25 protein-coding genes are annotated in these 22582 nt (G+C 71.1%); 9 read left to right on the top strand and 16 right to left on the bottom strand.

Going from position 1 to position 22582, the window contains the following annotated elements; translation table 11 throughout:
* Nucleotides 1-15 precede the first annotated feature (15 nt).
* From lgt to QQA12_RS13215, 4 genes are all read left to right on the top strand, one after another.
* Entirely contained in the window at nt 16-921 is a 906-nt protein-coding gene (gene lgt, locus QQA12_RS13230; RefSeq protein ID WP_056932930.1) for a prolipoprotein diacylglyceryl transferase, read from the top strand.
* Between the two features lie 22 nt (nt 922-943).
* Entirely contained in the window at nt 944-1738 is a 795-nt protein-coding gene (locus QQA12_RS13225; protein ID WP_054667554.1) for a thymidylate synthase, read from the top strand.
* Entirely contained in the window at nt 1738-2235 is a 498-nt protein-coding gene (locus tag QQA12_RS13220; RefSeq protein ID WP_226049551.1) for a dihydrofolate reductase, read from the top strand. The genes QQA12_RS13225 and QQA12_RS13220 overlap by 1 nt, the downstream gene beginning before the upstream one ends.
* Nucleotides 2236-2388: 153 nt before the next feature.
* Nucleotides 2389-2766 carry a VOC family protein gene (locus tag QQA12_RS13215; RefSeq protein WP_226049550.1) on the top strand — a complete coding sequence of 126 codons (378 nt, stop codon included), beginning with the start codon at nt 2389-2391 and terminating at the stop codon, nt 2764-2766.
* Nucleotides 2767-2769: 3 nt separating this feature from the next.
* Here QQA12_RS13215 and QQA12_RS13210 read toward each other — a convergent pair whose 3' ends face one another.
* The 9 genes from QQA12_RS13210 to QQA12_RS13170 all read right to left on the bottom strand — a co-directional run bounded on the left by QQA12_RS13210 (nt 2770) and on the right by QQA12_RS13170 (nt 12032).
* Nucleotides 2770-3807 (bottom strand): symmetrical bis(5'-nucleosyl)-tetraphosphatase, encoded by a 1038-nt coding sequence (locus QQA12_RS13210; RefSeq protein ID WP_226049549.1) that lies wholly within the window; start codon nt 3805-3807, stop codon nt 2770-2772.
* A complete protein-coding gene (apaG, locus tag QQA12_RS13205) occupies nt 3807-4190 on the bottom strand; it encodes a Co2+/Mg2+ efflux protein ApaG (protein ID WP_054667547.1) in 384 nt (127 codons plus the stop codon). The genes QQA12_RS13210 and apaG overlap by 1 nt, the downstream gene beginning before the upstream one ends.
* A 36-nt stretch (nt 4191-4226) precedes the next feature.
* The gene (rsmA, locus tag QQA12_RS13200; RefSeq protein WP_054667546.1) at nt 4227-5045 is read right to left on the bottom strand and encodes a 16S rRNA (adenine(1518)-N(6)/adenine(1519)-N(6))-dimethyltransferase RsmA; all 819 of its coding nucleotides are present in this window, start codon (nt 5043-5045) and stop codon (nt 4227-4229) included.
* Nucleotides 5042-6022 (bottom strand): 4-hydroxythreonine-4-phosphate dehydrogenase PdxA, encoded by a 981-nt coding sequence (pdxA, locus tag QQA12_RS13195; protein WP_226049548.1) that lies wholly within the window; start codon nt 6020-6022, stop codon nt 5042-5044. The genes rsmA and pdxA overlap by 4 nt, the downstream gene beginning before the upstream one ends.
* A 4-nt stretch (nt 6023-6026) precedes the next feature.
* Nucleotides 6027-7385, bottom strand: a complete 1359-nt coding sequence (locus tag QQA12_RS13190; protein WP_226049547.1) for a peptidylprolyl isomerase — start codon at nt 7383-7385, stop codon at nt 6027-6029.
* Nucleotides 7382-9814, bottom strand: a complete 2433-nt coding sequence (gene lptD / locus QQA12_RS13185; protein WP_226049546.1) for an LPS-assembly protein LptD — start codon at nt 9812-9814, stop codon at nt 7382-7384. Before lptD ends, QQA12_RS13190 begins: the two co-directional genes overlap by 4 nt.
* 99 nt (nt 9815-9913) lie before the next feature.
* Complete coding sequence (locus QQA12_RS13180; RefSeq protein ID WP_054667537.1) at nt 9914-10831, bottom strand: histone deacetylase family protein; 918 nt, start codon at nt 10829-10831, stop codon at nt 9914-9916.
* Between the two features lie 51 nt (nt 10832-10882).
* A complete protein-coding gene (locus QQA12_RS13175) occupies nt 10883-11437 on the bottom strand; it encodes a cob(I)yrinic acid a,c-diamide adenosyltransferase (protein ID WP_054668770.1) in 555 nt (184 codons plus the stop codon).
* Nucleotides 11438-11450: 13 nt separating this feature from the next.
* Nucleotides 11451-12032: a hypothetical protein gene (locus QQA12_RS13170; RefSeq protein ID WP_226049545.1), complete on the bottom strand. Its 582-nt coding sequence runs from the start codon at nt 12030-12032 to the stop codon at nt 11451-11453.
* A gap of 117 nt (nt 12033-12149) precedes the next feature.
* On the opposite strand from QQA12_RS13170, the gene ubiH reads away from it, so the two are divergent.
* Nucleotides 12150-13361: a 2-octaprenyl-6-methoxyphenyl hydroxylase gene (ubiH, locus tag QQA12_RS13165; protein ID WP_226049544.1), complete on the top strand. Its 1212-nt coding sequence runs from the start codon at nt 12150-12152 to the stop codon at nt 13359-13361.
* Entirely contained in the window at nt 13358-14536 is a 1179-nt protein-coding gene (locus tag QQA12_RS13160; protein WP_226049543.1) for a UbiH/UbiF family hydroxylase, read from the top strand. Before ubiH ends, QQA12_RS13160 begins: the two co-directional genes overlap by 4 nt.
* 6 nt (nt 14537-14542) lie before the next feature.
* Here QQA12_RS13160 and QQA12_RS13155 read toward each other — a convergent pair whose 3' ends face one another.
* The 7 genes from QQA12_RS13155 to QQA12_RS13125 form a co-directional block, all read right to left on the bottom strand.
* Entirely contained in the window at nt 14543-14947 is a 405-nt protein-coding gene (locus QQA12_RS13155) for an EF-hand domain-containing protein (RefSeq protein ID WP_225546640.1), read from the bottom strand.
* Between the two features lie 50 nt (nt 14948-14997).
* The gene (locus tag QQA12_RS13150; RefSeq protein WP_226049542.1) at nt 14998-15309 is read right to left on the bottom strand and encodes a hypothetical protein; all 312 of its coding nucleotides are present in this window, start codon (nt 15307-15309) and stop codon (nt 14998-15000) included.
* 126 nt (nt 15310-15435) lie between these two features.
* A complete protein-coding gene (locus QQA12_RS13145) occupies nt 15436-16158 on the bottom strand; it encodes a hypothetical protein (protein ID WP_054667523.1) in 723 nt (240 codons plus the stop codon).
* An 81-nt stretch (nt 16159-16239) separates the two neighbouring features.
* Nucleotides 16240-17118: an SMP-30/gluconolactonase/LRE family protein gene (locus tag QQA12_RS13140; RefSeq protein WP_226049541.1), complete on the bottom strand. Its 879-nt coding sequence runs from the start codon at nt 17116-17118 to the stop codon at nt 16240-16242.
* Nucleotides 17119-17246: 128 nt separating this feature from the next.
* Nucleotides 17247-18296, bottom strand: coding sequence for a 23S rRNA (cytidine(2498)-2'-O)-methyltransferase RlmM (gene rlmM / locus QQA12_RS13135; protein WP_056932943.1), 1050 nt, complete (start codon nt 18294-18296; stop codon nt 17247-17249).
* 58 nt (nt 18297-18354) lie between these two features.
* On the bottom strand, nt 18355-18915 hold the full coding sequence (locus tag QQA12_RS13130) for a nucleoside deaminase (protein ID WP_054667519.1): 561 nt from the start codon (nt 18913-18915) through the stop codon (nt 18355-18357).
* A gap of 173 nt (nt 18916-19088) precedes the next feature.
* Complete coding sequence (locus QQA12_RS13125) at nt 19089-20840, bottom strand: glutamine--tRNA ligase/YqeY domain fusion protein (RefSeq protein ID WP_226049540.1); 1752 nt, start codon at nt 20838-20840, stop codon at nt 19089-19091.
* 99 nt (nt 20841-20939) lie between these two features.
* Between QQA12_RS13125 and QQA12_RS13120 the strand changes: the two genes are divergently transcribed.
* From QQA12_RS13120 to msrA, 3 genes are read left to right on the top strand one after another with little or no spacing between them, the layout of a single operon-like run.
* The gene (locus QQA12_RS13120; protein WP_104939544.1) at nt 20940-21608 is read left to right on the top strand and encodes a glutathione S-transferase; all 669 of its coding nucleotides are present in this window, start codon (nt 20940-20942) and stop codon (nt 21606-21608) included.
* Between the two features lie 25 nt (nt 21609-21633).
* A complete protein-coding gene (locus QQA12_RS13115) occupies nt 21634-21900 on the top strand; it encodes a DUF2007 domain-containing protein (RefSeq protein ID WP_104939543.1) in 267 nt (88 codons plus the stop codon).
* A gap of 10 nt (nt 21901-21910) precedes the next feature.
* Nucleotides 21911-22582, top strand: coding sequence for a peptide-methionine (S)-S-oxide reductase MsrA (msrA, locus tag QQA12_RS13110; protein WP_161613847.1), 672 nt, complete (start codon nt 21911-21913; stop codon nt 22580-22582).

Genomic DNA, 22582 nt, shown 5'->3' with positions numbered 1-22582 from the left:
GCCGGACCTGCCTGCATGATCTACCTTCACGACATAGACCCCATCGCCTTTTCCCTGGGGCCGATCAAGGTGCACTGGTACGGCATCATGTACCTGCTCGGTTTCGCCGCGGCATGGTGGCTGGGGCGTGTCCGCATCCGCGCCGGGCGCCTGCCGGGCGTGGACATGAACGCGTTTTCCGACCTGCTGTTCTACGCCATGCTCGGCGTGGTGCTGGGCGGGCGCATCGGCTACATGCTGTTCTACGCCACCGCCGATTTCCTGCACAACCCGCTGATCCTGCTGCGCGTCTGGGAGGGCGGGATGAGCTTCCACGGCGGCCTGCTCGGGGTCATGGCCGCCGGCTGGTGGTGGACCCGCAAGCATGCGCTGCATTACTTCGACACCATCGATTTCGTGGCGCCGCTGGTGCCGCTGGGGCTGGGCTTCGGCCGGCTCGGCAACTTCGTCGGCGGCGAGTTGTGGGGCAAGTTCACCCATGCCGGCTGGGGCGTGGTGTTCCCGCATGCGCCGCTCAAGGACGTGCCGGCCGGCCTGCCGACCATGGAGCAGCTGCTGTCGGCCGCGCAGATCCGCCAAGACTACGCGGCGGGCCTGCTGACCCAGTACGCGCGCCATCCCTCGCAGCTGTACGAAGCGCTGCTGGAAGGCCTGGTGATGTTCGTGGTGCTGTGGGCGTACTCGATGAAGCCGCGCCCGCGCTACGCGGTGTCCGGCCTGTTCGCGCTGATGTACGGCAGCTTCCGCTTCCTGGTGGAATTCGTGCGCATGCCCGACAACGGCGTCTACCTGGCCTTCGACTGGTTCACCCGCGGCCAGCTGCTGAGCCTGCCGCTGATCGTGCTGGGGCTGGTGCTGCTGGCGATGTCGCGGCGCGCGCCGACGCTGCAGCCGGCGCTGCCGGCCGGAGGCAAGGCGTGAAGCCCTGCGCCGGAGGCGAAGAATGAAGCAATACCTCGACCTGCTGCGGCACGTGCTTGAACACGGCACCGACAAGGCCGACCGCACCGGCACCGGCACCCGCAGCGTGTTCGGCTGGCAGATGCGCTTCGACCTCAATGAAGGCTTCCCGCTGGTCACCACCAAGAAGCTGCACCTGCGCTCGATCATCCACGAGCTGCTGTGGTTCCTGAAGGGCGACACCAACATCGGCTACCTGAAGGACAACAAGGTCGGCATCTGGGACGAATGGGCCGATGCCAACGGCGACCTCGGCCCGGTCTACGGCAGGCAGTGGCGCAGCTGGGCCGCGGCCGACGGCCGCCAGATCGACCAGATGCAGTGGCTGCTGGACGAGATCCGGCGCAATCCGGACTCGCGACGGCTGGTGGTCAGCGCCTGGAACGTGGGCGAGCTGCCGCAGATGGCGCTGATGCCCTGCCACACCCTGTTCCAGTTCTACGTCGCCGACGGCAAGCTCAGCTGCCAGTTGTACCAGCGCAGCGGCGACATCTTCCTGGGCGTGCCGTTCAACATCGCCAGCTATGCGCTGCTCACCCACATGGTGGCGCAGGCCACCGGGCTGGGCGTGGGCGATTTCGTGCACACGCTGGGCGACGCCCACCTGTACACCAACCATTTCGAGCAGGCCCGCGAACAACTTGCGCGCGCGCCACGCGCGCTGCCGACGCTGTGGCTGAACCCCGAGGTGACCGACCTGTTCGGCTTCGCCTTCGACGACATCCGCATCGACGGCTACGACCCGCATCCGGCAATCAAGGCGCCGGTGGCGGTGTGATGAAGCTGTCGCTTATCGCCGCGCTGGACCGCAACCGTGGCATCGGCCGCGACAACGCCATGCCCTGGCACCTGCCCGACGACTTCAGGCATTTCAAGGCGCTCACCCTCGGCAAGCCGATCCTGATGGGGCGCAAGACCGCGCAGTCGCTCGGTCGCGCGCTGCCGGGCCGGACCAACCTGGTGCTGACCCGCGGCGGCCAGGTGCCGTTCGAGGGAATGCGTGCGGTGGCGTCGGTGGAGCAGGCCCGGGAGATTGCCGCCGCGGAGGCCGCCGGGGAGCTGTGCGTGATCGGTGGCGGCGAGATCTACCGGCTGCTGATCGACCAGGCCACCGACCTGCACCTGACCTGGGTGGATGCGGACGTGGCGGCCGACACCCATTTTCCCGAGGTCGACCCCGCGCTGTGGCAGGAAGTGCGCAGCCAGGCGCGCCCGGCCGATGCGCGGCACGCGTTCGCCTTCCGTTTCGCCCATTACCTGCGCCGGCGCTCCTGAGCGGTACCGCCGCCGTTCCGGCACGTCGCCGCGATGCGCCGGTCCGGGTGCGCCGCGCGGGCCGCTGATCCCAGGCCTGCCGTACCTGTACCTGCCGGCGTGCCTGGCACGGCCCGCGCAGGCATCGAAACCCTGCACCCCGGGGAGAAGGGCATGACCGCACTGTTCGATCGGATCGACACGTTCATCCTGCCGGTGGACGATTACCAGGCGGCCGTTGCCTGGTATGCCGCGAAACTCGGCCTGCAGGCCACGTACGTGGATGCGGGCCAATGCCTGGCGGTGCTGCCGTTGGCGGAGGGCGCGAGCCTGACCCTGTGGCAGCGCAAGGCCGGCGCGCCGGCGGTGGATCCACGCGCGCAGGCGGCATTTCCGATTTTCGCCACGTCCGATGCGGCGGCCGCCCTGGCGACGTTGCAACGGCGCGGCGTGCATGTCGGCGAACTGGAGCGTGGCGACGGCGTGGTGTATTTCCGCTTCCACGACGCCGATGGCAACTGCCTGGAGGCCTGCCAGACGCTCGCCTGCTGAAGGTTACGCGGTGGGCGCGGCGCCGCCGTTGTTGCCGGGCGTGCCCGCCGGGTTGCCGCCGTTACCGCCGCTGTTGCCGCCCGTGTTGTTGCCGCCAGCGTGTGGCCGATGCCGGCGTGGCCGGCGGCGCTCGCGGCGTTCGCCCTGCGCCTCGGTACCTGCTTCGGCGCGGCGCTCGGACGGTGGCCGCCGCGGCGGATGTGCGCCGGGCACCGGCGCCGGCACGTCGCGGCCGGGTACCTGCACCACGCGCAGTTCGTCGCTGTCCAGCTGCAATGCGGTGAGCTTGCCCCCCCACACCGCGCCGGTGTCGATGGCGTGCACGCCCTGGGTGATGGTCAGGCCCAGCGCCGACCAGTGGCCGCAGACCATCTTCAGTTCGCGCTCGACCCGGCCCGGTACTTCGAACCACGGGTACATGCCCAGCTGCTGGGTGCCCGGCGTGCCCTTGTCTTCCATGCTGATGCGCGCGCGCGGCGTGCAGTAGCGCATGCGGGTGAAGATGTTGATGATCGCGCGCGAGCGGTCGTAGCCGGTGAGGTTGGGCGCCCAGCTGGGGCCGTCGCCGTACATGTTGCGCAGCAGCTTGCGGTAGCCATTGCCGTGCAGCTGCAGCTCCACTTCGCGCGCATGCCGCTCGGCCATCGCCACCGTCCACTTCGGCGCCAGGCCGGCATGGAACATCATCCAGCCCAGGCTGCGGTCCACGTGCACCAGCTTCTGCTGGCGCAGCCAGTCCAGCAGCGCGTCGCGGTCCTCGGCCAGCACCACGCGCTGCAGGTCGGGGTTGACCTTGCGCTGCTCCTCGGCGCTGCGCGCGCCGACGGCCAGCAGCGACAGGTCGTGGTTGCCCAGCACCACCACGCTGTGCTCGCGCAGCGAATGCACCAGGCGCAGGGTTTCCAGCGACTGCCCGCCGCGGTTGACCAGGTCGCCGCAGAACCACAGCCGGTCCGCGGCCGGGTCGAAGTTGATCTTCTCCAGCAGCCGCTGGGTAACGTCGTAGCAGCCCTGCAGGTCGCCGATCGCCCAGGTCGCCATCAGTGCAGGGTCCTGGGAATGGACAGCACGAACGGCGCGACCGGCGCGGCGAATTCGGTGCCGTCGTCGGCCAGCATGTCGTAGTGGCCCTGCATGGTGCCGCGCTCGGTGCCGAGCATCACCCCGGAGGTGTAGCGGAACTCCTCGCCCGGGCGCAGCCGCGGCTGCTCGCCGACCACGCCGTCGCCATCCACGTGCTCGGTGCGGCCGTTGGCGTCGGTGATGCGCCAGTGGCGGCTGATCAGCCGCGCCGGCACGTTGCCGCGGTTGTGGATGCGGATCGTGTAGGCGAACGCGTAGCGCCCGTCCTCGGGCGCCGACTGTTCGTCGATGAAACGAGGCGATACCTCGATCTCGATCGCGTACTGGCGGGAATCGTCCATGCGGGCAAGTGTAAGCAAAAGCGGTGTGAGCGGATGTCAGGCAGTGGTGGCGGTGGCGTTGGCCAGGGCGATGAAGTCGGCCACCTCCAACTGCTCGGCACGCGCGTCGCTGCGCACGCCGGTGGCGGCGAAGCCGGCTTCATCGACGATGCCGTTCAGGGCGTTGCGCAGGGTCTTGCGGCGTTGCCCGAAGGCGGCCTTGACCAGGTGCGCGAAGTGCTGCGGATCGGCGATGCCGACCGTGGCCGGGTCGCGCGGCACCAGCCGGACCACCGCCGAGTCGACCTTGGGCGGCGGCCGGAACGCGCCCGGCGGCACCACGAACAGCGAGGTCACCTGGCACCAGGCCTGCAGCATCACGCTCAGGCGGCCGTAGACCTTGCTGCCGGGGCCGGCGGCCATGCGGTCCACCACTTCCTTCTGCAGCATGAAGGTCATGTCCGAGATCGCCGCGGCGTGTTCCAGCGCATGGAACAGGATCGGCGAGGAGATGTTGTAGGGCAGGTTGCCGACCAGCCGGATCGGCGAACCGCCGGCCAGTTCGGTGAAATCGACCTGCAGCACGTCGCGGTGGACGATGGTCAGCTCGCCCAGCGGCGCGGCCGCGGCGGTGAGCGGCGCGATCAGGTCGCGGTCGAACTCGATCACCGTCAGCTGCGGATGCCGGCGCAGCAGCGGGAAGGTGATGGCGCCCTGGCCCGGGCCGATCTCGACCAGGCGGTCGCCGGGCCGGGGGTTGACCGCCAGCACGATCTTCTCGACGTAGTGCGCGTCGGCCAGGAAGTGCTGGCCGAGCTGCTTCTTCGCCGGCGCGGTGAAGCCGGCGCCGGCGCGCGGGGAATGGGAGGGATTCATGGGGCGATTTTACGTTGTGCGGCCAGCCGCGCGCACAGCGAGGTGGCGGCCTGCAGGCTGGACGGGTCGGCCGTGCCCTTGCCCGCCAGGTCCAGCGCGGTGCCATGGTCGACCGCCACGCGCGGGTAGGGCAGTCCCAGGGTGACGTTCACCGCCTGCTCGAAGCCGCTGTACTTGAGCACCGGCAGGCCCTGGTCGTGGTACATCGCCAGCACCGCGTCGAAACCGCGCAGCCTGGCCGGCAGGAAGGCGGTGTCGGCAGGCAGCGGCCCGGCCAGGTCCAGGCCTTCGCCGCGCAGGCGTTCCAGCAGCGGGATGATGACGTCCAGTTCCTCGCGGCCGAGGTGCCCGTCCTCGCCCGCGTGCGGGTTCAGGCCGAGCACGGCGATGCGCGGCCGCTCCAGCCCGAAGTCGCGGCGCAGCGCGGCGTGGGTGGTGCCGATGACCGTACGCAGGCCCGCGGCGGTGATCGCATCGGGCACGGCGCGCAGCGGCAGGTGGGTGGTGGCCAGGGCCACGCGCATGTGCGCGTTGGCCAGCATCATCACCACCTCGACGCCGGCCTGCCGGGCCAGCAGTTCGGTGGTGCCGCTGTAGGCGATGCCGCCTTCGTTGATCGCCGCCTTGTGCACCGGTCCGGTGACGACGCCGTCGAGTCTGCCATCCAGGCAGGCCTGGCCGGCGCCGAGCAGGGCGTCGATCACCGCGCGCGCGTTGGCCGGGTCGGGCTGGCCGAAGCGGCACGGCGCGGCGTTGCGCACGTCGCGCAGGCGCAGGTCGCCCGGCGCCGATGCGTGGGCGTCTTCGGGCAGCAGGTTCAGTGGCAGGTCGAGCGCGGCGGCGGCGGCGCGCAGCGTGTCGGGGTCGGCGAATGCCAGCAGCCGGCAATCGCTGCGCGGCTGCTGGACGAGCCGGACGCAGAGTTCCGGGCCGACCCCGGAAGGCTCGCCCGGGACCAGAGCGAGCTGGGGAACCATGGGATCAGGGCTTGGCGGGTTCGGCCGTGCCGGCGGCCGGCTCGGCGGTGCCCTCGGCGCGGTCGCCGGTGCGGAAGCTGACGTACGCGTCGCCACGCAGCTCCTGCAGGAAACGGTTGTACTCGTCGTCCAGCTTGCGGCGGCCGATCTGGTCGCGGATCTGCGCGCGCTTGTTGTCGTCGGTCACGTCGGTCTGGCGGGTGGCCACGCGCTGCACGATGTGCCAGCCGGCATCGGTGCGGAACGGCGCGGTGACGCCGCCGTCCTGCACGCTCTCGACCTGGCGGCCGAAGTCCGGGCCGAACGCATCGGCCGGGAACCAGCCCAGGTCGCCGCCCTGGCCACGGCTGTTGGTGTCCTCGGACGACTCTTTGGCGACGGCCTCGAAATCGGCACCGCCGGCGATGCGCGCGCGCAGGGTCTCGATCCGGGCCTTGGCCGCGGCATCGTCCACCTGGTCGGTCACCCGCACCAGGATGTGGCGGGCGTGGTACTCGGTGACGGTATGGGTGCCGGCCGCGTTGTCGCTGTCGCGCACTTCCACCAGTTTCAGCAGCTGGAAGCCGCTCGGGCCACGGATCGGGCCGATCACGTCGCCGGCCTTCATCGCCTTGATCTGCACGGAGAACGCATTGGGGATCTCGTCCAGGCTGCGCCAGCCCAGGTCGCCGCCTTCCAGCGCGTTGGGGCTGTCCGAATAGCGCACCGCGGCGGCGGAAAAGTCCAGCTCGCCCTTGCCGATCAGGTTCTTGATGCCGTCGATCTTGCTCTGGCCGGTGGCGATCTGCTCTGCGCTGGCGCCATCCGGCAGGGCCACCAGGATGTGCGCCAGGTGGTACTGCATGCCGCCGGCATTCTGCTGCGCCAGCGCCGCGTCGACCTCGCCCTCGCTGACGCTGATCCGGCTCTGTGCGAAGCTCTGGCGCAGGCGCTGGGTGATGATCTCTTCGCGCACGGAGCTGCGGAAATCCTCGAAGCCGATGCCGTCCTGGGCCAGGCGCTGGCGCAGGCCGTCCACGTCGGTGCCGTTCTGCTGGGCGATGCTGGCCACGGCGTGGTTCAGTTCCTCGCCATTGACGCGGATGCCGCTGCTCTCGGCGCGGGCGACCTGCAGCTTGACCAGTACCAGGCGTTCGAGCACCTGGCGTTCCAGCACGCCCTGCGGCGGCAGCTGGTGCTCGCGGCCGGCGTACTGGGACTTGATGTTGTTGACCGCGCGCTGCAGTTCGCTCTGCAGGATCACGTCCTCGTCGACGACGGCGGCGATGCGGTCCAGCGGCTGCGTCTGCTGCGCGGCGGCCGGTGCGGACACGCCGGCAAGCGCCAGCAGGGTGGCGAGGACTGCGGGTAGGGTCTTGGTCATGGAATCAGGTTCGGATCGTAGTCGTCGTCGTTCGCCTCGATGTTGCTGGGCGGAACGAGGTACAGGTCGTCTCGGTTGTAGCCGAGAATAGCACGGCGCAAGGTGCGGTCCGTGTCCTGCCCGACCGAGCTCAGGCCCTTGAGCACGAACTCGACCTGCAGGGAATTGTTCATCTCGCCCTCGCGGTTGCGCACGTAGCGCCGGGCCAGCGCGCGTACCGCCAGGCAGCAGCTGTCCCACTGCACGCCGCCGATGATTTCCAGCGGCTTGTTGTCGAGCATCGAGTAGTAGTAACGGCCGACGATGCTCCAGCGCGGGTTGATCGGGTACAGGAACGACAGGTCGGCCTGCTTGAGCTGGTCGACGTTGGTGCTGGGGTTGCGCCGGTAGCGGTAGGTCAGGTTGACCACGCCGTCCTCGGGCAGCAGGTAGCGCGCGCGCACGCTGGACAGGTCTTCCTTGCGGTACTTCGGGTTCCACTGGTACGTGCTGCCCAGGGTCCAGCGGTCGTTGATCGCCCAGTTGACGTCGGCGACCCAGGCCGAGTTGCCCTGCTGGACGATCGCGTCGCCGCTGCCGAGGGTGATCCGGGAATCGTCGAAGTAGGAGATCTGGCCGATGCTGGCCGACAGCTTCTCGCGGCCGTCGGCCTGGCGGATCAGGCGCGTGGTCAGCGCCGTGGTCAGCTGGTTGGCGTCGTTCTGGCGGTCGGCGCCGGTGAAGCGCGAGTCGCGGAACAGCTGGCCCCAGCTGAAGGTGAAGGCACGGGTGTCGAACAGCGGCAGGTCGCGCTGGTCGCGGTACGGAGTGTTCAGGTAGAACAGGCGCGGCTCGAGGGTGTGCAGGTAGGACTTGCCACCGATATCGGTCTCGCGGTCGAAGAACAGCCCCATGTCCAGGCTGGCGATGGGCAGGCTGCGGTGCGGCGAGGTGTTGCCGCGCAGCTGTTCCGGGGTGGCCGTGGCCGGGTCGATGCCCGCGGCCACCAGCTGGTTGCGGCGGATGCCGTCGGCCAGGCCGCGGTCCAGCGTGTAGGCGGTATAGCGCCAGGCCAGGGTCGGGGTGATGTACCACGCGGCGCCGGCCAGCGGCATCGACACGTAGGGCTTGATGTCCAGGCGCGAGCCGCCGTCGACCCGGGTCAGGCTGCCGTCGCGCACGTATTCGCCGTCGACGATGGTCTTGCCGCGGATGTCGTCGTGGGTGAAGCGCACCGCCTCGGCGTAGACGCCGGTTTCCAGCCAGCGGCCGAAGCTGTCGTCCCAGGTGCCGAACAGGCGCGGCTGCCGGCTGTAGGGCAGGGCGGCCTCGGTCAGGGTGTAGTCGGTCAGCTGCCACTGGTCGGCCATCAGGCCGGCGGTCCAGGTACGGCCGGTGCCGTACAGGCCGGCGGTGCTCTGCAGGTTGGAGGCGGTCACCCCGAGCAGGCGGCTGGCGAAATCCTCCATGTAGCGCTCGTCGCTGACCCAGGCCAGGTTCGCGCGTGCCTGCCAGTGCCGGTCCACGTTGTGGTAGCCGTTGTAGGTGATCTTGCCGCGTTCCCGGTCGCGCAGCGAATCGCTCGGCATCCATTCGGTGTCGAGCTGGCCACGACCGCCGCCGTAGAGGTAGCGGAACTCGTTGTCCAGCATCAGCCCGCGCTGGCTCATCCAGCGTGGGGTCAGGGTGTCGTCGTAGTTCGGCGCCAGGTTGAAATAGATCGGCTGCGCATAGTCGAAGCCGTTGCGCCCGGACTGGCTCAGCTTGGGATAGAGCAGGCCGGTCAGGCGCCGGTCGTCGATCGGGAACTTGAACCACGGCATGTACATCACCGGCACCTTGCCGACGCGCAGCACCGCGTTGCGGGCGGTGCCGAAGCCTTCGTCGTTGTCCACCTCGATCTGCGGCGCGGCCAGCTTCCACACCGGTTGCGACGGATCGCAGGTGGTGTAGGTGGAACGGTGCATCTGCCCGACCGAGCCCTGCAGGTCGATCGAGTCGGCGCTGCCGTTGCCACGGCGCGAGACCAGCTGGTACTCGATGTCGCTGATCTTGTGGCTGTCGGTTTCTTGGTTGCCCTCGGCGCGCCGGGCGGTCAGGCGGATGGATGAATCCGAATAGCGCACGTTGCCGTCGGCGATGTAGTTGCCGGTTTCGGTATCGAAACGCAGGTTGTCGGTGCCCATGAACTGGTCGCCGCGCTTGAGCGCCACATTGCCCTTGTACAGGGGGATGGTGCTGGTGCCGGAGAGCTGGTCGCCCTCGATGTCGGTCGGCAACTGGTCGCGGGTGGCGGCCGCGGCCGGGTCGGCCTTGGGCGCCTCGTCGAAGGCCGGCAGCACGTCGGTGGCCGGGCACAGGTTCCAGTTCACCGGCTTCTCGCTGGCCATCGCCGACAGTCCGAAGGCGATGCTCAGGGGCAGGGGAAGCAGGCGGAGGGCTGGGCGCACGCGGATCGGATTCAGGAAAAATGGCCGCTAGCTTGCCGCATCGCCTGCATGGGGGCAATGAAGATCAGCCGGGGGCGCGGGAGCGGGTTCATGCGTCCGTCACCGGGCGAGCAGGGCATCGACGTGGGCCACGCTGGATTCGGCCAGCGCCTGCAGGTCGTAACCGCCCTCGAGCATGGAGACCAGGCGGCCGTCGGCATGGCGGTCGGCCAGTGCCGCCAGCTCGGTCGTCAGCCAGCCGAAGTCCTCGGTCTCGACCATCAGGTCGGCCTGCGGGTCGTGCAGGTGGGCGTCGAAACCGGCCGACACGAACAGCAGTTGCGGGCGGAAGGCGTCGACCAGCGGCAGCAGCTCGTCGGCCCAGGTGTTGCGGAAGCGGAACCCGCCGCTGCCCGGCGGCAGCAGGATGTTGCAGACATTGCCCACGCCGCGCTCGCGCATGTTGCCGGAGTACGGGAACAGGCCCGATTCGTGGCTGCTGTAGTAGGCCACCCGCGGGTCGGTCTCGAAGATCGCCTGGGTGCCATTGCCGTGGTGGACGTCGAAATCGACGATGGCGATCCGTTCCAGCCCGTGCACGTCGCGGGCGTAGGCCGCGGCCACGGCGATGTTGTTGAACAGGCAGAAGCCCATCGCGGTGTCGGCGGTGGCGTGATGCCCGGGCGGGCGCACCGCGCAGAACGCGCGCCGGTCGGGGCCGCGCATCACCGCGTCGACCGCGGCCACGCCGGCGCCGGCCGCGTGCAGCGCGGCGCTGGCCGAGCCCGGCGAGGTGAAGGTGTCCAGGTCGATCCGCCGCAGCGGCGCGGTCTGCGCCTGCAGCATGTCGTCGATCAGCTCGCGGGTGTGGACCCGGGCCAGTTCGCCGAGCTTGGCCGGCGGCGCCTCGCGCCAATCCAGCTGGTCCGGGAACGCGGCACGCAGTGCGTCCAGCACCGCGCGCAGCCGTTCGGGCGATTCGGGATGGTCGGGGCCGGGGTCATGGCCCAGGCAGGCCGTGTGGGTGAATACGAGCATGTCGGCACTGTAACCGGCCGCGCCCAGGTGTGCGCGGCACCCCGGGGGGCGTCAGCCGTGCCGGCGCTCGTGGTTCCACAGCACTTCGCCGTGGCCGTCGGCCCGCGCCAGCACCCGCGCCAGCACGAACAGCAGGTCGGACAGGCGGTTCAGGTAGCGCACCGCCTCGCCACGCACGGCCTCGACCCGGGACAGGGCCACGGCCTCGCGCTCGGCGCGGCGCACGATGGTGCGCGCCAGGTGGCAGCGCGCCGCCGCCTCGCCGCCGGCCGGCAGGATGAAATCCTTGAGCGGCGGCAGGTCGTCGTTGTAGCGGTCCAGGTGCCGTTCCAGTGCATCGATGTCGGCGGCCTGGATGGCGGCATGGCCGGGAATGCACAGCTCGCCGCCCAGGTCGAACAGCTGGTGCTGGATCGTGGTCAGCAGCGCGCGCACGTCGTCCGGCAGTGCCACCGCCAGCAGCACGCCGATGGCCGAGTTGGCCTCGTCCACGGTGCCGTAGGCATTGACCCGCAGCGAGTCCTTGCCGGTACGGCTGCCGTCGCCCAGGCCGGTACTGCCGTCGTCGCCGGTACGGGTGTAGATCCTGGAGAGCCGGTTGCCCATGGTGCGCGGCCGCTCAGTGCGCGATGCGGTCGGCGGCCGACTGGCGCGCGAACGCCTCGGCGGCGACCTGTGCCAGCGCCGCCATGCCGGTGTACAGGGCCGCGGTGCGCATGTACGGCAGCAGCCAGTCGGTGTAGTTCTTGAACCAGCCGGCGACGGTCGGCTCGGCGACGACTTCGCTGGTCCAGTAGAAGCCGCCCTGCGCGAACAGGTGGCACACCACCACCGCGCCGACCAGGGTCGCGGCGAACAGGCCCAGCGCGCGCCAGCTGGCGCCGGTGTAGGCGCGGCGCAGCAGCATGCCGCCGGCCCACATGGCGAAGTAGGCCGGGACCAGCGCCCAGTAGCCGGCCGACACGCAGTAGTGCGCCCAGAAATCCATGCCCTGGCCGCTGATCACGGCCCAGTCGACCGCCACCGCCAGCGCCATCAGCAGCGGGAACGCCCAGCGGGTCCAGCTGCGCAGGTAGAAGCCGCCGATGAAGAACACCGCCCAGGACGCGTCCGGGATCGGCGCGAAATGGTTGATGCGGGTGCCGACCATCAGCAGCACGAGCAGGGTCAGGACGAAGGTGCGTTGGACGTTGGCGGTCATGATGATGAAGGATCTGGCGGAATCAGACCGCCATTCTAGCCGCAGTCGCGCCGGGGCCGCGGTTGCGGCGCGGCATCGCGGCGGCGATCGCGGCGGCCGAGCCTTTATCATGGCGGCATGAGCGACCTTCATGATGTGGTGATCGTCGGTGGCGGACTGGTCGGTGCCAGCCTGGCCATCGCCCTGGACCGGCTGGGGCTGGACGTGGGGCTGGTGGAAGCGACCCCGGCCGGGGCGCTGCCGGCGGTGTTCGACCAGCGCAACCTCAGTTTCGCCGCGGCCACGGTCAACGCGCTCACCGCGCTGGGCGTGATGCAGCGCCTGCAGGGGCCGCCCGGCCCGATCCGCCGCATCCACGTCAGCCGCGCCGGCGATTTCGGCCGCGTGCTGCTGGACGCCGGCGACTACGGCCGCGATGCCTTCGGCCAGGTGGTGGTGGCGCGCGATTTCGGCCACGCGCTGGAGGCGCGCCTGGGCGACCTGCAGCGGTTGACCCGCTACCGCCCGGCGACGTTCGTCGGCCTGGGCGACTGCGCAGATGGCCGCCGCGAGGTGCGCATCGCCGATGCCAGCGGCGAGCGCCGCCTGCGCGCGCGGCTGGTGGTCGGCGCCGACGGCACCCGCAGCGCGGTGCGCCAGGCGCTGGGCATCGAGGCCAGCGAGCACGATTACCTGCAGACCCTGTTCGTGGCCCGGGTGCGCACCGCCAAGGCACCGGACGGCACCGCCTGGGAGCGTTTCACCGACACCGGCCCGACCGCGCTGCTGCCGCGCGGCGACCGCCACTACGGCCTGGTCCATGGCGTGGCCCGCGACGCGGCCGACGCGGTGCAGGCGTTGGACGACAGCGCCTGGCTGCAGCGCGTGCAGGCGGTGCTGGGCTGGCGCGCCGGGCGGCTGCTGGAAAGCGGCCCGCGCAGCGCCTACCCGCTGGTCCAGGTGCTGGCGCGGCACCTGGTCGGCGAGCGCGCACTGCTGCTGGGCAACGCCGCGCAGACCATCCACCCGTTGGGCGCGCAGGGTTTCAACCTGGGCCTGCGCGATGCGCTGACCCTGGCCGAGCTGATCGGCGATGCCGCGCGCGACCCGGGCGCCGACGACCTGCTGCAGGCCTATGTGCAGCGCCGCGCGCCCGACCGCGAGCAGACCCTGGCCTTCTCCGACGGGCTGGCGCGCCTGACCGGCAACCCGGCGCCGCTGCTGCGGCCGCTGCGCAGCCTCGGGCTGGTGGCCGCCGCGCAGGCCGCGCCGCTGCAGTCTTTCCTGGTCGGCGGCGCGATGGGATTCCGCGGGCAGGTGCCCGCACTGTGCAGGAGCCAGGTGCAATGAGCCGGCGTGGCGGATTGGATGCGGTTGTGGTCGGTGCGGGCGTGGTCGGCAGCACCTGCGCGCTGGCGCTGGCACGGGAAGGATTGCAGGTGGCGCTGGTGGAAGGGCGCGAGCCGGCGCCGTGGTCGGCGCAGCGGCCGGACCTGCGCGTGTTCGCCTTCGCCCACGACAACGCCGCGCTGCTGGCATCGCTGGACGTGTGGCCGCAGGTGGCGCAGGCCCGGGCGCACCCCTACCTGCGGATGCGGGTGTGGGACGCGGCCGGTGGTGGCGAACTGGCCTTCGATGCCGACGCCCTGGGGCGCCGCGAGCTGGGCTGGATCGTCGAGAACGGCCTGCTGGTGGACCGGCTGTGGGCGGCACTGCCCGGTGCCGGCGTGCACCTGCATTGCCCGGCGCGGGTCGAGGCGATGGAGCAGGACGAGCGCGGCGTGCGCCTGCGCCTGGACGACGGCCGCCGGGTCGACGCGGCGGTGGCCATCGCCGCCGATGGCGGCGAGTCCACCCTGCGCGCGCTGGCCGGGCTTGAGGTGTCGCGCCACGACTACGGCCAGCGCGGCGTGGTTGGCTACGTGGACAGCGAGCGCCCCAACGAAGCCACCGCCTGGCAGCGTTTCCTCGATACCGGCCCGCTGGCGGTGCTGCCGGTGGACACGCACCGCAGTTCCATCGTCTGGACCCTGCCCGACGCCGAGGCCGAGCGGGTGCTGGCGCTGGACGACGAGGCCTTCGGCCGCGAACTGACCAACGCCTTCGCCGGCCGCCTGGGGGCGATGCGCCCGGTCTCGCCGCGCGCGGCCTTCCCGCTGCGCCGGCAGCTGGCCAGCGACTATGTCGCCGGCCGCGTACTGGTGCTGGGCGACGCCGCGCACGTGGTGCACCCGCTGGCCGGGCAGGGCGTCAACCTCGGCCTGCGCGACGTGGCCGCGCTGCGCGGATTGGTGCGCGACGCGCACCAGCGCCGCGCCGACTGGGCCGCGCCGCACCGGCTGCGGCGCTGGGCGCGGGTGCGGCGCAGCGACAACACCGTCGCCGCGTATGGCTTCGACGCGATCAACCGGGTGTTCTCCAACGACGAGATGCACCTGACCCTGGCGCGCGGCGCGCTGCTCGGCCTGGCCGGGCGCATGCCGCCGCTGCTGTCGCTGTTCTGGAAGCGCGCCTCCGGCCTGTAGCCGGGTTCAGTCCACCAGCCAGCCGGCCAGTTGCTCGCGCGCCAGCTTGCCGCGCCGGGCGCTGTCGAGCGCGTTGAACTCGTCGGCCAGCGCCGGGTTGGCCTGCGCTTCCTCGCGGCTGATGAAGCCGTCGCCGTCCACGTCCAGCGCCTGGAAATCGATGCGGTAGTTGCCGGCCACGCTGTCCGGCTGGATCGAACGCACGATCACCGTGGCCTGGCCGGGTTCGCCCGGCAGGCGCACCTGGTGGGTGACCGCGCCGCTGGCCAGCGGCTGCGCGCGCACCCCGGCCGGCGCCGCCGGCAGCGGTGCGGTGACGGCGCTGTCGCGCGGGGCATGCTGCGCCAGTGCAGGCAGGGCCGCAGTGGCGGCCAGCAGCAGGGCAAGGGTAGGCAGGCAGGGACGGATCACGGCAGACCTCGGGGACGGACGACGGGGCTCGCCTGCCGGGCCGCCCGCCCTCACTGCGTCATCCAGCCTTCCAGCTGCGCCTTGTCCGGGCGGCCGCTGCGGTGGGTGTCGAGCGCATCGAACTCGCGCGCGAGCGTGGGGTTGGCCTGGGCTTCCCGGCGGCTGATGAAGCCGTCGTGGTCGCGGTCCAGCGTGGCGAAGTCGATATGGTAGTCGCCACGGACCGGATCGGGTTCTTCCGGGGTCACCGTGGCCGGCGTGCCCTTGTCGATGCGCGTGGTGCTGCCGGTTTCCCCGGCCTGCGCCGGGGCACTGGCCGCGCAAAGTGGCAGGGCGGGAAGCAGCGGGCGGGAAACGTTCATGGGCGCACTCCAGTGAGGGAAAACGCGCCCCCGAATGCCTGGCCCGCCGCGGTTGAACCTGCCGCAAGAACCCATGCAGGCCGGCTGAATGTCGCCGCCGGTTCAGCGCCGGCCGGGTTTGCCGCCTCAGCCCGGGATGAACGGAAAGGCCAGCTTCAGCAGGCCCTTCAGGCCGCCCTCTACCGTGGAACTGACCGCCTTGGCGCCGAGGCTGTTCAGGGCGCGGCGCACGTCGTCCCAGCGCAGCTGCGCGACGTCCTTCTTCAGCAGGTCGGCCACTTCCTCCGACGTCGGGGCCAGCTTCTTCAGCGCCGCCACCGTCGCCTGCGGGTCGGGCTGCAGGAAACCCCAGCGCTCGGCGATCTTCAGCAGCGTGTCGAAGCGCACCGCCACCACCTCGCGGTTGCGCTCGTAGACCGGCAGCGCGCCGACTTCCAGGATCGCCTGCTCGAAGCGCTGGGCATCGTCGGGGTGCTCGATGCGCACGGCCAGGAAGCCATCCTTGCGGCTGCGCTCGCTCACGTGCTTGGCCCCCGAGCGCAGGTTGGCTTCGGTCAGCACGGTGGCGACGATGCGCTGCAGCGCGGCGTCGGCGTCCTCGGGCACCAGCGCCCGCCAGCGCGCGTAGCCGTCGCGGCGCAGGCCCTTGACCTTGGCCGGGGTCACCCGCAGCTGCAGCGCCACCGTGGCGTTGGAGGCGCCGCGGTCGACCGCGCCGTCGCGTTCGAGCAGCACGAAGATCAACAGCTCCAGGTCGCGCTTTGTCAGCGACTGGAAGCCCTGCAGCAGGGTCAGGCGCAGGAATTCATTGCCGAAGCCGGCCGGGTCCTTCAGTTCGATGGCATGCATGCGTGTCCTCCCAGGGTCCACAGCATGCCTGATCGCGGTTGCGTGGGATGAGACGCCGCGCGGCCGCCCGGCGCCGCGGCCTCACTGCCCGTATTCACGCCCGCGGCGGTCGGCGCGGAAGGTCTCGATGGCGCCGCGGTCCTGCAGGGTCACGAACACCTGCCGGCCATCGGCACCGCCGAAGGCGACATTGGTGGGCTTGCGGCCGCGCAGCGGCACCTCGCGCAGCAGCTGGCCGGCGGGCGAGACGATGGCCACCACCCCGGCACCGTAGCGGGCGATGTACAGGTTGCCGTCGGCGTCGCAGCGCATGCCGTCCATGCCGTGGTCGTCGAAGCGGATCAGCAGGCGCTTGCTGGACAGCGCGCCGTCGTCGCCGCGGTCGTACACCCACACCGTGCGCTGCACGCTCTCGTTGACATACAGGCGGCGGCCGTCGGGGCTGACCTCGATGCCGTTGGTGGTGCCCATGCCGGTCTCGAGCAGCGATGCGCGGCCGTCGCGGTCGATGCGCCACAGTTGGCCGTTGTCCGGGTTGGCCCAGTCCGGGTCGCTGGCATAGAGCGTGCCGTCGGGCGCCTGCGCGATGTCGTTGGGCTGGTGCGCGCCGTCCAGGCGGGCGAACACCGACACCGCGCGCGTGGCCGGGTCCACCCGCAGCACGGCATGCCCGGAATAGTCGGCCACCAGCAGCGCGCCGTCGCCGGCCACGCGGATGCCGTTGCCGATGCTGCCCGCGGGCAGGCTGACGAACAGCTCGGCGTTGCCGTTGGCATCGACGCGGCCGATGGTGCCGTCGCGGCCGAGGTTGACCACGTACAGCGCGCCGTCCGCGCCGCTCGCCGGGCCTTCGATGCCGGCCGTGAACACGCCGTCGCCGACATGGTCGCGGACCACGAAATCGGAGGCGGCCGCGGCGGCGCACAGGGCCAGGCCGAGCGTGGTGGCGGCATGGCGCAACAGGACGTGACGGACGATGGCGGCGCTCTCCCGGCGGGCAAGGGCCGCAGTGTGCCAGAGCCGCGCCGCCGCGCGGCCGGCGGTTGCAGGCGAAAGTCCCGCGCCGCCGGGGCGGCCGCCAGCGCCGCTCAGGCGCGTGCCGGCATCGCCAGCACGGTGATCTCTTCGCGGTCGTGGTACAGCTGCTTGGCGCGCACGGTCAGCGGCCGCCCGGCCTGCGCGGCGAACAGGTCCAGGCACAGGCGGGTCTCGTCCCAGCGCTTCTTCATCGGCAGCTTGAGGTTGAAGATCGCATGCCGGCACCAACCTTCGCGCATCCAGGTGGCCATGCGCTCGGCCACCCGTCGCGGCTGTTCGACCATGTCGCAGACCATCCAGTCCAGCGGCGTTTCCGGCTGCCAGTGGAAGCCGTCGGCGCGCAGGTGGTCGACCAGCCCGGTGTCGAGCACGTGCTGGCGCAGCGGGCCGTTGTCGATGCTGGTCACGCGCAGGTGCTGGCGGGTCAGTACCCAGGTCCAGCCACCGGGCGCGGCGCCCAGGTCGGCCGCGCGCATGCCCGGCTTGACCAGCGCCTCGCGTTCCTCGGGCGTGAGCAGGGTCAGCAGTGCCTCGTCCAGCTTCAGCGCCGAACGCGAGGGCGCCTCGGGCAGCAGCTTCAGGCGCGGGATGCCCAGCGCCCACGGCGCGCTGTCGCGGGTGTCGGCGACGCCGACGAAGGCATGCGTGCCATCGACGAACACCACGTGCAGGCGCGGCAGCCGGGTGTTGTCCTTGTCGGTCAGCAGTCCGGCCTTGCGCAGCGCCGGGCGCAGCGCGTTGCCGAAACTGCGTGCCAGCCCGGCCAGCGGCTTGCCCGCGTCCGAGTCGGGGTGTTCCACCCACAGCTCGCCGCAGCGCGGCTGGCCCTGCAGTGCGGCGATGATCGGGCTGATGCGGTCGGCCGGGTCCAGCTGCGGCAGTTCGGCCAGCAGGCGCAGCTTCTGCCGCGCGAAGATCAGCCCGCGCCACGGCAGCGCGCGGTCGAGCGCGTCGGCGTCGTCGCTGGCAAACACCACGTAGCCATCGTTGCGCCGGGTGCGCGCGTAGCCGGCGATGCCGGCATGGGCCGCGCGCTCGGTCAGTTCGGCGGCCAGCTCCGGCTCGAAGCCCTGGCGGCAGTAGCACAACAGGCCGGTCATGTAAGTCCCTGGAGTGAGGCGGAAGGCAAGCCCGCGCGCATCGCGCGGGTGCGCCGGATCAATAGCGCGCGCCGTCGCTGTGGCCGTAATGGCGCAGCACCGCGCGCGCGGCATCGCGGTGCAGGCCCTGCACCACCTCGATGCCGCGACGGTTCAGTTCGCCGACCCAGTCGGCCGGCAGCGGGCCCTCGTCGAATTCGGTCAGCTCCTCGACGTCGGCGGCGCTGGCGCCGATCAGCAGGCGGTCGATGCCGGCCCAGATGGTCGCGCCGTAGCACTGGCAGCACGGCTGCGAGGACGTGGCCAGGGTCACCGGCGACAGCACGTCGTTCAGGCGCGGGCTCTGCAGCCGCTGCTGCGCCAGCATGTAGGCCATGTTCTCGGCATGCGCCAGCGAGGTGCAGTGCGGCACCACCCGGTTTACCGCCGCGGCGATGACGCGGTCGTCCGGGCCGAACACCGCCGCGCCGAACGGGCCACCGGTCTGCGCGTCCACGTTCAGCCGCGACAGCTCGATCGCCAGCGCCACCTTGGCGTCATCGCCGGGGTACGCGCGGCTGGTATCGACGACTTCGTGGATCCAGGCGGGGAGGGTCAGGTGGACTTGCGCGTACAGCATGCGTGGCGGGGCCTCGTGAGCATGGGACAGGGGAAAGCGGCGGCCAGTGTAGCCCGGCGCGCCGCGGCCGGCCGCGCATGGCGCGGCCGCGCGCCCCGGGCCGCGGCGCGGGCGGGGGCGTGGGGTGCGGGCTGGCAGGGGGGCGGCGGGCATCGCGCGCGCCGCCCGCCGGATCAGCCGGCCCAGGTGTCGCGCAGGGTCACGCTGCGGTTGAACACCGGCGTGTCCGCCGTGTGGTCGCGGCGGTCGGCGACGAAGTAACCGGTGCGCTCGAACTGGAACGACTGCTCGGGCACCGCGCTGGCCGCGGCCGGCTCGACGTAGCCGGTGACCACCCGGCGCGATTCCGGGTTGAGGTAGTCGCGGTAGCTCTTGCCGTCGGCTTCGTCGTCCGGGTCCGGCACCGAGAACAGGCGGTCGTACAGGCGGATTTCCGCTTCCACCGCATGCCGCGCGCTGACCCAGTGGATGGTGCCCTTGACCTTGCGGTTGGCGCCTTCCATGCCTGGGCGCGACTCGGGGTCCAGCCAGCCGCGCAGCTCGACGATCTCGCCTGCCTCGTTCTTCACCACCTCGTCGACGCGGGCGATGCCGGCGCCGCGCAGGCGCACTTCGCCGCCCGGCACCAGCCGCTTCCAGCCCTTGGGCGGGACTTCGGCGAAATCCTCGCGCTCGATCCACAGCTCGCGCGAGAACGGCACCTGGCGCTCGCCGAACGCTGCGTCCTTGGGGTGGTTGCTGAAGGTCAGCATTTCCTCGTGGCCTTCGGGCAGGTTGCCGAGCACCAGCTTCAGCGGCTCGATCACCGCCATGCGGCGCGGCGCGGCGCTGTCCAGGTCCTCGCGCAGCGCGCCTTCCAGCACGCTGAAATCGATCAGCGAGTTCTGCTTGGAAATGCCCACGCGCTCGGCGAACAGGCGCATCGCCGCCGGGGTGTAGCCGCGCCGGCGCAGGCCCTGCAGGGTCGGCATGCGCGGGTCGTCCCAGCCGTCCACCAGCTGCTCGGTGACCAGCGCCATCAGCTTGCGCTTGCTCATCACCGTGTAGTTGATGTTCAGCCGCGAGAACTCGATCTGGCGCGGCTTGGCCGCTTCGCGCGGCAGGCCCTTGTCCACCAGCGGCTGGGTCAGCGCCGGGTCGTGGGCGAAATCGACGTTGTCCACGCACCAGTCGTACAGCGGGCGGTGGTCCTCGAACTCCAGCGTGCACAGCGAATGGGTGATGCCTTCCAGCGCGTCGCCCAGCGCGTGCGCGTAGTCGTACATCGGGTAGATCGGCCACGCATTGCCGGTGTTCTGGTGCTCGACGTGCTTGATCCGGTAGATCGCCGGGTCGCGCAGGTTGATGTTGCCGCTGGCCATGTCGATCCTGGCGCGCAGGGTGCGGGTGCCGTCGGCGAACTCGCCGGCGCGCATGCGCGCGAACAGGTCCAGGTTCTCCTCGACGCTGCGCTCGCGGTAGGGCGAGGGCCGGCCCGGCTCGGTCAGGGTGCCGCGGTAGGCGCGCACTTCCTCGGCCGACAGGTCGCAGACATAGGCCTTGCCGTCGCGGATCAGCTTCTGCGCGCCCAGGTAGTAGGCCTCGAAGTAATCCGAGGCGTGGCGCAGCTCGTTCCACTCGAAGCCCAGCCAGCGCACGTCGTCCTGGATCGCGGCCACGTACTCGGGGTCCTCGCGCGCCGGGTTGGTGTCGTCGAAGCGCAGGTTGCACACGCCGCCGAATTCGCCGGCGATGCCGAAGTTCAGGCAGATCGACTTGGCGTGGCCGATGTGCAGGTAGCCGTTGGGCTCGGGCGGGAAGCGGGTCTTGATCGCGGTGTGCTTGCCGCTGGCCAGGTCCTCGCGGACGATCTGGCGGATGAAGTCCCGCTTTTCGGCGGGAGCCGTCTCCGGCGTGGCAGCAGCGGCAGGCGTGTTCTCGGACATGGGGGCGCAGGGTATTGAAATAGAACGCAAGTTTAGCCGAGCCGGGCGCCGGCTGCCGGACCGGCGCTATGCTGGGCGTCCCGCCCGCAGGTAGCGCCCATGCCCCGCCCCGTCCTGGTGATCGGCAACCGCAACTACTCCTCCTGGTCGCTGCGCCCCTGGCTGCTGCTGCGCCAGTTCGGCGTCGAATTCGACGAGGTGGTGCTGGCGCTGGACACGCCGGAGTTCGCCGCCCAGGCCCTGCGCCACTCGCCCACCGGCAAGGTGCCGGCGCTGCGCGATGGCGAGCTGGTGCTCTGGGATTCGCTGGCGATCTGCGAGTACGCCAACGAGCGTTGGCTGGGCGGCCGCGGCTGGCCCGCCGAGCTGCAGCGGCGCGCGCTGGCCCGTGCCGCCGCGGCCGAAATGCACTCGGGTTTCGCCGCGCTGCGCACCCAGTTGCCGATGAACAGCCGGCGCCGGCCCGACGGCTACCGCTGGGACGCCGCCGCCCAGCGCGACATCGACCGGGTGCAGGCGCTGTGGCGTACGCTGCGCCGCGAACACGGTGCCGGCGGCGATTTCCTGTTCGGCGGCTTCGGCATCGTCGATGCCATGTTCGCGCCGGTGGCGATCCGCTTCGACGGCTATGGCGTGGCGCTGGACGACACCGCCGCGGCCTACCTGCAGGCGCTGTCCGCGCTGCCGGCACTGCAGCAGTGGCGCCAGGCGGCCGAACAGGAAAGCGCGCGCGTGGCCGCCACCGACGCCCTGTGCCGCCCGGGCTGAGCCCGCCCTTCCCGGAGACAACCCCATGCAACTGGTCTACCAGACAAACAACCTGTTCGACGCGCACCTGGTCAAGCACGCGCTGGAGGACGCGGGCATCCCGGCCTTCGTGTTCGGTGAATCGCTGCTGGGCGCCGGTGGCGAGCTGCCGCTGTTCGGGCTGCTGCGGGTCTGCGTGCCGGACGCGGCCAAACCCGAGGCCGACGACATCGTCGCCGCGCTGGGCTTGGACGACGCCGCGGCCGGCCCCATCTGTGACGATGAGCAAGCGCCGGGAATCCTGCCGGCCTGAGGAGCGGACCATGCTGGGTATCGGACACGGGCGGTTGGGCATCGGCGCGTTCAAGCAGCGCCTGCCGCGACCGGAAGAAGCGTTGCCGGGGCGCGAGGCGCCGTTGCCGCTGCACAACGTGCACTACGTCAACGGCCAGCCACTGCGTGGCGATTTCGCCGGGCTGGCCGTGCTGGACGTGGGCCTGGGCTGCTTCTGGGGCGCCGAACGCAAGTTCTGGCAACTGCCGGGCGTGGTGACCACCGCGGTCGGCTACCAGGGTGGCACCACCCCCAACCCCACCTACGAGGAAGTCTGTTCCGGGCTCACCGGCCACACCGAGGTGGTGCGGGTGGTGTTCGACCCGGCGCGGGTCGCGCTGGACACCGTGCTGCGCACCTTCTGGGAAAACCACGACCCCACCCAGGGCATGCGCCAGGGCAACGACACCGGCACCCAGTACCGCTCGGCGCTGTACTGCCACACGCAGGCACAGTTCGATGCCGCCATCGCCAGCCGCGATGCCTACCAGCAGCGCCTGGGCGCCGCCGGCTACGCCGACATCACCACCGAGATCGTGTACCCGGCGCCGCCGTTCTACTACGCCGAGGACTACCACCAGCAGTACCTGGCAAAAAACCCGAACGGCTACTGCGGCATCGGCGGCACCGGCGTGAGTTGCCCGATCGGGCTGGACGCCTGA

The organism is Stenotrophomonas sp. 17(2023), assembly GCF_030345315.1.
GTDB lineage: Bacteria > Pseudomonadota > Gammaproteobacteria > Xanthomonadales > Xanthomonadaceae > Stenotrophomonas > Stenotrophomonas acidaminiphila.
This window is presented reverse-complemented; position numbering and strand designations above follow the sequence as displayed.